A 13,222-nucleotide genomic window follows, 5' to 3' on the forward strand; every position below is an offset into this window, starting at 1 on the left:
GTCTTGGAAGTCTCGACCTTGATCGGTTCGGTCTTGGAAGTCTCGACCTTGATCGGCTCGGTCTTGGAAGTCTCGACTTTGATCGGTTCGGTTTTTGAGGTTTCGACTTTAAGCGTTTCCTTCTTTACGGTTTCAAGTTTTTTCACTTCGGCTTTAGCATTTTCAACAGATTTGGCAACACTGGAACTGGTGCCGGCAGCAGAGGTATTTTTTTTCAGCTGCTTTTCTTTTTTTGCCTGCATGGCAGCTTTCTTTTTCTGGAGTCTTTTTGTTGACATATAGAATTCCTCCTTAGATAAAATGATATTTTCGGTATAAAAATGTAAACTCTCTCACTGGAGAGAGAAACAGAGCTACAGCTTATGAAAAACAGGACGGCGGTTTTTAAATACAGCATAATAGGAAAAACCACATTCACGGAGAACATCAGCCGCCTTGTCAAAAGCATAGCCGATCTTATCCGGAGTATGGGCATCTGCACCGATGGTGATGATCTCACCGCCAAGCTCACGGTAACGTCGGATAATATTGACACATGGATTCGGTTCACCAAGCCCGTAGTGATAACCGCCTGTGTTCAGCTCGATTCCCACATTTTTGCGGATCAATGTCCGCAGGATCTCGTCCAGGATCTCCTTATATCTTCCATAAGAATACTGACGGTTCTGATTTGGACCATAACGTACTACATAGTCGATATGTCCGTACACATCCATCTCGTCAAAAGCAGCGATATTTTCCAGGATGGATTCAAAATATTCCATGTAGCATGCGGATTCCTTACGGCCCTCAAAATAAGAAGGATAATAAGGATCGTATCCGTGCACCACATGGGAGGAACCGATAACGAAATCAAAGGGAACTTCTTTCAGAAGATCGGAAAAAGATTCTGCAAGCTGAGGCTGAAGTCCAAGCTCGATCCCGAAGTTAACCTGGATCTGGTCTTTAAAAGCATCCGCAAGACTCTCAAGTTTCTGGCGGTATGCAGGGATATTCAGGAAAAAATCAAGATTTTCCGGAGTATCGGGATAATCCGGATCAAAATGTTCAGTAAAACAGATTCCCGTGAGACCCTGGTCTGCGGCAGTCTGGATCATTTCTTCCATCGGCGTATCGGAATCTGCGGAAAAAGAGGAGTGCATATGGCAGTCCCATAAAATTTTCTGGTCCATTTTGTACCTCCATATTCAAGCCTTTATATTCTGTGACAATGATCGTATCTGCCTGTTATGAATCCGGGAAAGTCAAACTCCCAGCGGGAATATAGATATCCGTTTTGGGAATCAGCAGGACAGAACTTTCTATCAGAGAATTATAGCACATTTTTCAGAAATTTTCTTAATATTTATTTTAATGTTCTTTTTTATAAATAGCTCTTGAATTTTTGTTTGGAATTAGGTACAATATGAAACAGGTTGATGTTTCTTTAACAAAGGAACGATTTAAATCACCATTCAATTCATAGGAGGAATTTATCATGGCAGTAAAAGTTGCAATTAATGGTTTTGGACGTATCGGTCGTCTTGCATTCCGTCAGATGTTTGGAGCAGAAGGATTTGAGATCGTAGCAATCAACGATCTTACATCTCCTAAGATGCTTGCTCACTTATTAAAATATGATTCTACACAGGGAAGATATGCTCTTGCTGATAAAGTAACAGCAGGCGAGGATTCCATCACAGTAGACGGAAAAGAGATCAAAATCTATGCTAAGGCTAACGCTGCAGAGCTTCCATGGGGAGAGATCGGTGTAGACGTAGTTCTTGAGTGCACAGGTTTCTACACATCCAAAGACAAAGCTCAGGCTCATATCGATGCAGGTGCTAAGCACGTAGTTATTTCCGCTCCGGCTGGAAACGACCTTAAGACAATCGTTTACAACGTAAACCATCAGGGTCTTACAAACGAGGACAAGATCATCTCCGCAGCTTCCTGTACAACAAACTGCCTTGCACCAATGGCTAAGGCTCTTAACGATCTTGCACCGATCAAATCCGGTATCATGTGCACAATCCACGCTTACACAGGCGATCAGATGACACTTGACGGACCGCAGAGAAAAGGCGATCTGAGAAGATCCCGTGCAGCTGCAGTTAACATCGTTCCGAACAGCACAGGTGCTGCTAAAGCTATCGGACTTGTTATCCCAGAGCTTAACGGCAAACTTATCGGTTCTGCACAGCGTGTACCTACCCCAACAGGTTCTACAACAATCCTTACAGCAGTAGTTGAAGGAAACGTTACTAAAGAGCAGATCAACGCAGCTATGAAAGCAGCTTCCAATGAGTCCTTCGGATACAACGAGGATGAGATCGTATCCAGCGATATCGTTGGTATGAGATTTGGTTCCCTCTTCGATGCTACTCAGACAATGGTACTTCCACTTGAGAATGGCACAACAGAGGTTCAGGTAGTTTCCTGGTATGACAACGAGAACTCCTACACAAGCCAGATGGTTCGTACAATCAAGCACTTCGGAAAACTTCTGAACGCTTAATTTTCTGCGAACGGGTGTAGAAGAATAGACTCAGAAAGGGTCCGGTCTGAAGAGGACCGGGCCCTTTTTTTCCAAAAGACCAAACAAAAAAATGTCTGAGGAATGACTGTTAACAGAGCGGACAACAATACCGCTCGCCCTTATTCATCTGCTTTTGCAGAAATAAAAGTTAAGGAGATATAGAGATGCTGAACAAAAAAAGTGTTGACGATATCAATGTAAAAGGACAGAAAGTACTTGTAAGATGCGACTTCAATGTTCCGCTTCAGGATGGAAAGATCACAGATGAGAACCGTCTTGTAGCTGCTCTTCCTACAATCAAGAAACTGATCGCAGACGGCGGAAAGGTTATCCTTTGCTCCCACCTTGGAAAACCGAAGGGAGAGCCGAAACCGGAGCTTTCTCTTGCACCTGTAGCAGTTCGTCTTTCTGAGCTTCTTGGCCAGGAAGTAAAATTTGCAGCAGATCCTGAGGTAGTAGGACCGAACGCAAAAGCTGCTGTAGCAGAGATGAAAGATGGCGATGTAGTTCTTCTTGAGAACACACGTTATCGTGCAGAAGAGACAAAGAACGAAGACAAGTTCAGCGAAGATCTTGCTTCCCTCTGTGATGTATTTGTAAATGATGCATTCGGAACTGCTCACAGAGCTCACTGCTCTAACGTAGGTGTTACCAAATATGTAAAAACAGCAGTTGTAGGATATCTGATGCAGAAAGAGATCGATTTTCTTGGAAACGCTGTAAACAATCCGGAGAGACCATTCGTAGCAATTCTTGGCGGTGCTAAGGTTTCCAGCAAGATCTCTGTAATCAACAACCTTCTTGACAAGGTAGATACACTGATCATCGGTGGTGGTATGTCCTATACATTCTCCAAGGCTATGGGCGGACATATCGGAACATCCCTCTGCGAGGATGATTACCTTCAGTATGCTCTTGACATGATGAAGAAAGCAGAGGAGAAGGGCGTGAAGCTTCTTCTTCCTGTAGATAACAGAATCGGTGATAACTTCTCCAACGACTGCAACATCCAGGTTGTAAAACGTGGTGAGATTCCGGACGGATGGGAAGGAATGGATATCGGACCGGAGACTGAGAAGCTTTTTGCAGACGCTGTAAAAGATGCCAAGACTGTTGTATGGAACGGACCGATGGGATGCTTCGAGATGCCGAACTTCGCTCATGGTACAGAAGCAGTTGCCAAAGCTCTTGCTGAGACAGATGCAACAACGATCATCGGTGGCGGTGATTCTGCAGCAGCTGTAAATATCCTCGGATATGGCGACAAGATGACACACATCTCCACAGGCGGCGGTGCTTCTCTTGAGTTCCTTGAGGGAAAAGAGCTTCCGGGTGTAGCAGCAGCTAACGATAAAGACTGATAAAAAATAAAGTGTTCCAAGAACACAAAAAAGGAGATAAAACCATGGCAAGAAAGAAAATCATTGCTGGAAACTGGAAAATGAACATGACACCAAGCGAGGCTGTAAAGCTTGTTGAGACTTTAAAACCGCTTGTTGTTAACGATGAAGTTGACGTAGTATTCTGCGTACCGGCTATCGACATCATCCCTGTTGTTGAGGCAGCTAAAGGTTCTAACATCCAGGTTGGTGCTGAGAACATGTACTTCGAGGAGAAAGGCGCTTACACAGGTGAGATCGCTCCGGCTATGCTCGTAGATGCAGGCGTTAAGTACGTTGTACTTGGACACTCCGAGAGAAGAGAGTACTTCGGTGAGACAAACGAGGACGTTAACAAAAAAATGCTCAAAGCTTTCGAGCATGGCATCACACCGATCATGTGCTGTGGTGAGACACTTACTCAGAGAGAGCAGGGCGTAACAATGGACTTCATCCGTCAGCAGGTTAAGGTTGGATTCCAGGGTGTTACAGCTGATCAGGCTAAGACAGCAGTTATCGCTTACGAGCCGATCTGGGCTATCGGAACAGGTAAGACAGCTACAACAGAGCAGGCTCAGGAAGTTTGCGCTGATATCCGTAAATGCATCGCTGAGATCTATGATGATGCTACAGCAGCAGAGATCCGTATCCAGTACGGCGGATCTGTAAACGCTGCAACAGCTCCTGACTTATTCGCTCAGGCTGACATCGATGGCGGTCTTGTAGGTGGCGCTTCCCTGAAACCAGATTTCGGAAAGATCGTAAACTACAAATAAGATTCACTTAAAAAGGGGCTTCGGCCCCTTTTTTTATATCTTTTTATAAAAAAATCAGAAAAACTCTCCCTGACACGGATAGCACAGCTAACAAAAAAGCTGCATCTGATCACAGTCAGAGAGAGTTTTTCTTATCTTCAGAGTAAGGATTGTTTTTCTCTGAAGCTTTTTCTGTATGTTCGTTCCTTTCGTCAGGCTCGGGAACGTGTTCCACAATGTCCTCGATCTCGCAGTGGAGAATGGAACACAGCCTGTCTATGGTATAAATTTCAACATTTTTATTTTTTCGAAGTCTGTCCAGAAGTGAACGGGTGATCTGATAATGTTCATAAAGATCATACTGAGTGATCCCACGCTTCTTCATCGTGACCCAAAATCTGTCATATTTTATCATATATATATCCTGTCCGATTCATCCTTGAATTAATCTTATTATGAAGGTAAAATTGGAATCACAACAGTGTCCTTATATCGACACTACAGAAAGGAGAAGCAATGAGGAAGTTTTTTAAAATCTTAATTTCAGTGGTGATCACACTGTATTTTTCAGCTACCATGTTCTACTGCTTTGTGGCAGGAACACCGGATGACGGAAAAGGGGCAGTGATCTATATGATGTCAGCAGCAGGCCTGTCGATACTGTTTCCGGCTTTTACCTGCGGCTGCATTCATTACATCCTTTATCTCAGAAAAAAAATGGATGAAAGGAGCAAATGATCAGGATTTATGGTATGATAACAATAAATATCTGGCAGGGTATGTCGTTTCAGAAAACGGTTATCTGATAACGGCAGAAACGCATCAGATGGCTGTGTTGTGATGCAGCCGTTACGTATTATAATAGAAAGAAAGCCTGTAGCTGTGCGTAAGACGCTTATATGATCATTTGCGGAGGATTTTATGGGGAATATTCTGGATTATCTTGACTGGAGAGGAGATCTTACCTTTGAGCAGTCACCCTTTAATGAAGTTGACAATCTGATACTGGCGTGTTTTTCCTATCTTGATCTGGATGAGAGGGCAGAAGTAAAAAACGGAAATACTCTTTCTGTAGAAGAACTCTTTGCGGCTTTTTCCAGACGGGAAATGAAGAAGGATCTGAAAGCAGAAAGCGCCTTTCTGCAGAATACACCGGTGCTCCTTGAAAAAATGGCCTGTGCGGAGAGATTCCGGAAATGTACAGTAGGAGGCTTTGTCAATGAAATCCTTTCCAGTCAGGCTCAGCAGTTTGCGGCAGTGACTATAGGACTGGATGATGGAACCACATATATTTCCTTTCGGGGAACCGATGATACCATTGTGGGATGGAAGGAGGATTTTAACTTAAGCAACGGAGTTGTTCCTTCGCACAGAAAGGCGTTGGGATATCTGGAAACGCATGGAACTTATATACAGTCCATGCTGCGGATCGGCGGTCATTCCAAAGGAGGAAATCTGGCTATGTATGCAGCGATGCAGTGCAGTGACATCCTGCAGGAAAAGCTTCTTTCTGTCTATGATAATGATGGCCCGGGTTTCCCGGAAGGATTTTTCAGTCCCGGAAGAGTGGAAAGGGTTTTGCCAAAAGTCACTCGTATCATTCCCGAGGCATCTGTGATCGGTATGCTGCTCAGCCACCAGAAAGATCCGCGGATCGTAGCCAGTACACAGAAGGGGATCCTGCAGCATGATGCTTTTACCTGGGAGGTAATGGGGCCATCCTTTATAGAGAAAGAAAGTTTGACAAGAAGAGCTGCGGCGTCAGATCGAAGTCTTCATAAATGGATCGACCATATGGATGAAAAACAGAGAGAGCATCTCATCGGGGAACTCTTTTCTGTGTTGGAAGCAACCGGAGCAGATACCATTTCCCAAATCCAGGAAGGTGGTCTGAAAAGTCTGGCTGCCATGGTGCGCCAGCTGGATAAACTGGATCCACAGTCAAAAGCTATGGTGCAGGAACTGATCACCGGACTTTTTGGCAGCTGGCTGGAATTACTTCCTCTGCCGGAACTTGACAAAAAGCGTTTTCTGCCATAACATAGGAGTTACTCTGATAAAAATTGGAAAAAACGGAAAGGGGACATCAGAAAATGAGCGAAAAAGTCGTAAATGCGGCCCTTCTTGGTCTCGGAACAGTAGGAACCGGTGTATATAAAGTGATCAAAAGCCAGGAGCAGGAAATGACAGCCAAGCTTGGATGCCAGGTAAAGATCACAAAGATCCTGGTGCGTAACCTAGAGAAAGCGTCCGGGAAGGTAGACGATCCTTCTGTTCTTACAACAGACTGGGCAGATATTGAGGGAGATCCTTCCATTGATATTGTGATCGAGCTGATCGGCGGGATCGAGCCGGCACGTACTTATATCCTTGCAGCACTGAAAGTCGGCAAGAACGTTGTAACTGCAAACAAGGATCTGATCGCAGTCCACGGAAAAGAGATCCTGGAAACTGCCAGGGCAGCGCAGAAGGATTTTCTGTTTGAGGCAGCAGTTGCCGGAGGAATCCCGATCATCAGCCCGTTGAAGAACAGTCTTGAGGCCAACCATGTAACGGAAGTTATGGGAATCGTAAACGGAACTACGAACTTTATCCTTACCAAGATGTCCCAGGAGGGAATGGAATTTTCAGATGCTCTTGCTCTTGCTACAGAACTTGGATATGCAGAGGCAGATCCTACTGCAGATATCGAGGGAATTGATGCTGGAAGAAAGGTTGCCATCCTTGCATCAGTTGCCTTTAATTCCAGAGTTACCCTTGATAATGTTCATATAGAAGGAATCACAAAGATCACGGCAAAGGATATCCGTTACGCAAAAGAAATGGGTTGCGAGATCAAGCTTCTGGGTGTTGCACGCTGTCAGGAGGACGGCGTTGAGGCCTATGTCTGCCCGATGCTGATCCCGGCAGAGCATCCCCTTGCATCCGTCAATGATTCTTATAATGCGGTTTTTGTACACGGAGATGCAGTAGGAGATACCATGTTCTACGGACGTGGAGCAGGTGAGCTTCCTACAGCAAGTGCGGTTGCCGGTGATGTATTTGAGGTAGTCCGTAATATGAAGGCAGATTGCTGCGGAAGAGTAGGCTGCACCTGCTATAAGACACTTCCGGTAAAAGATATGGCAGATACCCATAACCGTTATTTCCTCCGCCTGCAGGTAGAGGACCGCTGCGGTGTGCTGGCTGAAATCCTGGAGCATTTTGCAAAATATCAGGCAAGCGTGGCACAGATCATGCAGAAAGAAAGCAAGAGACCGGATACCGCAGAGGTTGTTGTGATCACCAAACTTGTAAGCGAGGGCGCTTTCTTTAAGGTTAAGGAAGAACTGGAAAACAGCGCATCTGTAAGAAAGATTTCTTCTATGATCCGTGTATACCAGAAATAATATCTTTCGCGTAAATTTACAGATCAGCCGTATCAGTTGTCAGGAAATTGAAAACAGACAAATTTTTGTCAAAGAAAACGTTGCAAAATTTCTGGATTTTGGTACTATATAAAATGGAAAACAAAAGAATCCTGAATGGTACAGAGGGTTTCAGAATCAGTGAAGAGCTGTGCCGGACAGATTTTCGATCAAAGATAAGAAGGGGAAAATTATGAGCAAAAAACCAACAGTTTTAATGATCCTTGATGGATACGGACTCAATGACAGACATGACGGAAATGCTGTATATGAGGCAAAAACACCGGTTATGGACGGACTCATGAAAGATTATCCGTTTGTAAAAGGCAATGCCAGCGGTCTTGCGGTAGGTCTTCCGGACGGACAGATGGGTAACTCCGAGGTTGGTCATATGAACATGGGCGCAGGCCGTATCGTATACCAGGAGCTTACAAGGATCACAAAAGAGATCCAGGACGGCGATTTCTTCAAGAATGAGGCACTTCTTACTGCTATGAAGAATGCAAAAGACAACGATTCCGCGATCCATTTTATGGGACTTCTTTCTGACGGTGGAGTACACAGCCACAATACACATCTCTACGGACTTCTTGAGATGGCAAAGAGAGAGGGACTCAAGAAAGTTTACGTACACTGCTTCCTGGATGGACGTGACACACCGCCTGCATCCGGTAAAGAGTTTGTAGAGCAGCTGGAAGCTAAAATGAAAGAGATCGGCGTTGGTGAGATCGGTGTGATCTCCGGACGTTATTATGCAATGGATCGTGATAACCGCTGGGATCGTGTTGAGCTTGCATATAAAGCTCTTACACAGGGCGAAGGCGTAAAGGGAACAGATGCTGCAGCAGCAGTTCAGGCTTCCTATGATGATGACAAGACAGATGAATTTGTGCTTCCGACTGTTATCGAGAAGGACGGCAAACCGGTTGCAACTATTTCCGATAAGGATTCCGTTGTATTCTTCAACTTCCGTCCGGACCGTGCAAGAGAGATCACAAGAGCTTTCTGTGATGACGATTTTAAGGGCTTTGAGAGAGCAAAGAGACTGGATACCACATTCGTATGCTTCACAGAGTATGATGATACCATCCAGAATAAGCTGGTAGCATTCCACAAGGTTCTTCTTCACAATACCTTTGGTGAGTACCTTGCAGCTCACGATATGACACAGGCACGTATCGCCGAGACAGAGAAATATGCACATGTTACATTCTTCTTCAACGGTGGTGTTGAGGAACCAAACAAAGGAGAGGACAGAATCCTTGTAAAATCCCCGAAGGTTCCGACTTACGATATGCAGCCGGAGATGAGTGCACCGGAGGTTTGTGAAAAGCTTGTAGAGGCGATCAAATCTGACAAATATGATGTGATCATCATCAACTTTGCGAACCCGGATATGGTTGGCCATACAGGTGTTGAGGCAGCTGCGATCAAGGCTGTTGAGACTGTTGATGCGTGTGTTGGTAAGGCTGTAGAGGCGATCAAAGAGGTTGACGGACAGCTCTTTATCTGCGCTGACCATGGTAACGCAGAGCAGCTTGTAAATTATGAAACAGGTGAGCCGTGGACAGCTCATACAACGAACCCGGTACCGTTTATCCTTGTAAACGCAGATCCGAAATACACACTTCGTGAGAACGGATGTCTTGCAGATATCGTTCCGACTCTGATCCAGCTTATGGGTATGGAGCAGCCGAAGGAAATGACAGGAGAGTCTCTTCTTGTTGAGAAATAAATAAGCTTCACGGAATCCCGGCAGATTTTTACGGATCTGCCGGGATTTTTTCATCCGATTGTTTCTGTTTCCACACATGAAAAAAATTTTCAAAATCATCTTGTAAAATCATTCCATTTCAACTATAATCCCTCTGATACATAAAAACAGGTAACTTTTGAGCAACTGTAAAGTTACAGAAAGAATAATAAAAAGAATAACAAAAAGCAGCACAAAGTTTATGAACGATCAAATTAAATGGGGGGAAAAAAGATTTCATGAAAACAGACATGACACAGGGAAAACCGGTAAAAGTGCTCCTGGGATTTACGATCCCGGTATTTATTGGTAATGTATTTCAGCAGTTCTACAATATGGTAGATGCGGTGGTTGTAGGAAAATTTGTAGGAACAAAGGCACTGGCGGCAGTTGGCTCAACAGGAACTATCATCTTTTTGATCATAGGCTTTCTTCTGGGACTTACTGCCGGTTTTACCGTACTGACTGCACAGAAGTACGGTGCGGGAAAAATGGATGAGATGCGTCAGACCGTGGGAAATGCACTGATCCTGACAGCGCTGGTCTCGGCAGTGATGACAGCAGTCAGCATGACAGGTATGCATGCACTTCTGAAATTTATGCATACGCCGGATGATATTTTCAAGGATGCATATGCTTACGTTATGATCATCTGCGGAGGGATTTTTGCCCAGGCATTATATAATATCCTGGCCAGTATCCTCCGTGCACTGGGAAACAGTAAGGTACCACTGTATTTTCTGATCTTATCTGCAATGCTGAATATTGTGCTTGACCTTGTATTTATCATCGTGTTTAAGCTGGGAGCACCTGGAGCAGCCTGGGCTACCATTATTTCCCAGGGAGTTTCAGGAGTCTTATGTCTGGTATATATCTGGAAGTTTGTGCCGGAGCTCCGTATGAAAAAAGAAGACTGGTATTTTAGACGTAACCTCGCAGCCAAGCAGATCGGTGTGGGAATCCCAATGGGACTGCAGTATTCCATTACGGCGATCGGAACCATGATGGTACAGTCAGCCTTAAATATGCTTGGCTCTTATGCGGTGGCGGCGTTTACAGCAGGAAGTAAGATCGAGCAGATCTTCACCCAGGCATATGTGGCACAGGGAACTGCCAGCGCTACCTACAATGCACAGAATATCGGAGCCGGAAAGCTTGAGAGAGTGCGGGAAGGCTTCCGGGCTTCGCATTTTATAGGAATTGTATATTCTGTTGTTGTTGGCAGTTTTCTGTTCTTTGCGGGAAAATATTTCGCATATCTGTTTATCTCAGATAACATTAAAGAAGTGCTTCCTATGGTAGCAATCTATGTAAAATGTGTGGCACTGTTTTTTATTCCTCTGTATTTTGTCAATGTACTGCGAAACGGGATCCAGGGAATGGGATATGGTCTTCTTCCTATGATGGCCGGTGTGGCTGAGCTTGCAGGAAGAGGGATCACCGCTACCGTTGCAGCCGGAAAAAGCAGCTATATCGGTACCTGTCTTGCAAGTCCGGTGGCCTGGATCTTTGCGTCAGTGCTCCTTTGGGTAATGTATTTCTATGTTATGAAAGATATGGCGCGGAAGCTGTACGGTACAAATAAGTTATAAAAAAACCGTGAAATGAGATGCAATTTCCGGAAAGTATGATATAATGAAAAAGCTGGTGAGTAAGACCAGAAAGTATCAATGGAAAGATGCCTTTTTTGAAGGCACATGAACATAGAGGTGAATAAATATGAGCAACGATGAAAAGAGGGATATCGAGGACAGGATCAATGATGCCATGGCAAAGATCGTCAGTGATACTGCAGGAGAGCCTCAGCCTGAAAATAAAAATAACAGATCAGCTGCTCACAAGTCGGCACGACCTTCGAAATCAGCAAGGCCAAGGAAGATCACCTACGTACCTATCGATGAATCTGAATTTGAACCTATTGTTATACCCGAAAAGAAAAAGCATAAGGCACTGAAGGTGACCGGAATGATCGCCGCCATGGTTTTGGTAGTGGCAGGCTGTGCATATGCAGGAGTATCTTATTATTATACCAGTCATTTCTTTGAGGGCACAACGATTAACGGGATCGACAGCTCCAACAGGACTGCATATGAGGTTGAGCAGGAGATCGCAAAAAAAATGGAAGGCTATTCCATCCAGGTAAAGGCCAGAGATCAGGAACCGCAGACGATAGAAGGAACGGATATCAGTTATCGTTATATATCCAGTGGTGAAGTTCTGAAGCTTTTGAAAGCGCAGAAGCCCTATGAATGGGTGAGAGGATTTTTTGAAAAGACGACTTACACAGCCAGTGAGCAGACAGCTTTTGACAAGTCAAAGCTGGAGTCAGAAGTGAAAGCACTGAACTGTGCCCAGAAAGAGAATCAGGTAGCACCGGAGAATGCGTATGTAAGCTTTAATGATTCCGAGTTTACGATCGTGCCGGAGACAGTGGGAAGTGAACTGAAGGTAAAAGAAGCCTATCAGATGATCAGTGATGCTATCAGCAGCGATGACGGGGAAGTAGATCTTGGCAGTAACCCGGATGCTTATGTGAAAGCAGATGTGACCAGCGACAGTGCAGATCTGCAGGCAACGGTGGATGCATATAATAACTTTGCGAGGGCAAGCATCACCTACACATTTGGAGATGAGACAGTAACACTTGATGGAAGCACCATCAAGAACTGGCTGCAGTTTGACGAAAAGGGCCAGCTGATCCAGGATGATGCATCCTTCAAACAGCATATCGTGGATTATGTGGCACAGCTTGCAGCGGATCATGATACAGTAGGTACAGAGCGTCAGTTCCAGACAACAAGCGGAAGAACTGTTTCGGTTTCCGGTTCTGCATATGGCTGGAAGATCGATCAGGACGGAGAGGTGGCACAGCTTACCCAGGAGATCCAGTCCGGAGCTCAGACGACCAGAGAGCCGGTTTATTCCATGAGAGCCAATTCCTATGGTGTGAATGATCTGGGAAATACCTACATTGAAGTGGACCTTACAGAACAGTATATGTGGTATTATCAGGATGGAAATGTGATCTTTGAATCAGATATCGTATCCGGACTTGCAAGTGATCCCAAGAGAAAAACACCTCCTGGAATCTTCACCTTGTACTATAAGAAGAGCCCGGATGTGTTACGTGGCACCAAGAAACCAGACGGAACCTATTCCTATGAACAGCCGGTAACCTACTGGATGCCGTTTAACGGAGGCATTGGATTCCATGATGCAGACTGGCAGCCGTATTTTGGAGGCGATCGGTATCTAACCGGAGGTTCCCACGGCTGTATCAATATGCCGCCGGATAAAGCGGGAGAGCTTTACAACATTATCCAGTATAATGTTCCGATCGTCTGTTTCTATTGATCGGATCTGTAGTCAAAAAACAAACAGGAGCCAGCCGGTGATCCGGTGTGTGGCTC

Annotated in this window: 11 protein-coding genes and 1 pseudogene; 9 read left to right on the forward strand and 3 right to left on the reverse strand. The window is 44.9% G+C overall.

The window, feature by feature from the left end; translation table 11 throughout:
* Positions 1–278: pseudogene (locus tag BLP57_RS17775) on the reverse strand (amylosucrase); the annotation flags it as partial.
* A 75-nt stretch (positions 279–353) separates the two neighbouring features.
* Positions 354–1,172 carry a histidinol-phosphatase HisJ family protein gene (locus BLP57_RS04055; protein WP_092069585.1) on the reverse strand — a complete coding sequence of 273 codons (819 nt, stop codon included), beginning with the start codon at positions 1,170–1,172 and terminating at the stop codon, positions 354–356.
* 305 nt (positions 1,173–1,477) lie between these two features.
* Here BLP57_RS04055 and gap point away from each other — a divergent pair, with 305 nt between their 5' ends.
* The 3 genes from gap to tpiA all read left to right on the forward strand — a co-directional run bounded on the left by gap (position 1,478) and on the right by tpiA (position 4,673).
* Complete coding sequence (gene gap, locus BLP57_RS04060) at positions 1,478–2,497, forward strand: type I glyceraldehyde-3-phosphate dehydrogenase (RefSeq protein ID WP_021652276.1); 1,020 nt, start codon at positions 1,478–1,480, stop codon at positions 2,495–2,497.
* Positions 2,498–2,682: 185 nt separating this feature from the next.
* Positions 2,683–3,879, forward strand: a complete 1,197-nt coding sequence (locus BLP57_RS04065) for a phosphoglycerate kinase (RefSeq protein WP_015527000.1) — start codon at positions 2,683–2,685, stop codon at positions 3,877–3,879.
* 44 nt (positions 3,880–3,923) lie between these two features.
* Positions 3,924–4,673 (forward strand): triose-phosphate isomerase, encoded by a 750-nt coding sequence (tpiA, locus tag BLP57_RS04070; protein ID WP_021977259.1) that lies wholly within the window; start codon positions 3,924–3,926, stop codon positions 4,671–4,673.
* A gap of 115 nt (positions 4,674–4,788) precedes the next feature.
* On the opposite strand, the gene BLP57_RS04075 is transcribed toward tpiA, so the two are convergent.
* A complete protein-coding gene (locus tag BLP57_RS04075; RefSeq protein WP_092069588.1) occupies positions 4,789–5,067 on the reverse strand; it encodes a helix-turn-helix domain-containing protein in 279 nt (92 codons plus the stop codon).
* Between the two features lie 101 nt (positions 5,068–5,168).
* Here BLP57_RS04075 and BLP57_RS04080 point away from each other — a divergent pair, with 101 nt between their 5' ends.
* From BLP57_RS04080 to BLP57_RS04105, 6 genes are all read left to right on the forward strand, one after another.
* Positions 5,169–5,390, forward strand: a complete 222-nt coding sequence (locus BLP57_RS04080; protein ID WP_021652279.1) for a hypothetical protein — start codon at positions 5,169–5,171, stop codon at positions 5,388–5,390.
* 183 nt (positions 5,391–5,573) lie between these two features.
* The gene (locus tag BLP57_RS04085; RefSeq protein ID WP_021652281.1) at positions 5,574–6,692 is read left to right on the forward strand and encodes an Mbeg1-like protein; all 1,119 of its coding nucleotides are present in this window, start codon (positions 5,574–5,576) and stop codon (positions 6,690–6,692) included.
* A 53-nt stretch (positions 6,693–6,745) separates the two neighbouring features.
* On the forward strand, positions 6,746–8,041 hold the full coding sequence (locus BLP57_RS04090) for a homoserine dehydrogenase (protein ID WP_092069668.1): 1,296 nt from the start codon (positions 6,746–6,748) through the stop codon (positions 8,039–8,041).
* 211 nt (positions 8,042–8,252) lie between these two features.
* Positions 8,253–9,794 carry a 2,3-bisphosphoglycerate-independent phosphoglycerate mutase gene (gene gpmI / locus BLP57_RS04095; protein WP_059085365.1) on the forward strand — a complete coding sequence of 514 codons (1,542 nt, stop codon included), beginning with the start codon at positions 8,253–8,255 and terminating at the stop codon, positions 9,792–9,794.
* 257 nt (positions 9,795–10,051) lie between these two features.
* Positions 10,052–11,404 carry an MATE family efflux transporter gene (locus BLP57_RS04100; RefSeq protein WP_092069591.1) on the forward strand — a complete coding sequence of 451 codons (1,353 nt, stop codon included), beginning with the start codon at positions 10,052–10,054 and terminating at the stop codon, positions 11,402–11,404.
* Positions 11,405–11,531: 127 nt separating this feature from the next.
* Entirely contained in the window at positions 11,532–13,166 is a 1,635-nt protein-coding gene (locus BLP57_RS04105; RefSeq protein WP_021652284.1) for a L,D-transpeptidase family protein, read from the forward strand.
* The last annotated feature ends 56 nt before the right edge of the window (positions 13,167–13,222 follow it).

It is taken from the genome of Blautia sp. SF-50 (genome assembly GCF_900101315.1).
Classification (GTDB): Bacteria; Bacillota; Clostridia; order Lachnospirales; family Lachnospiraceae; genus Blautia_A; species Blautia_A fusiformis.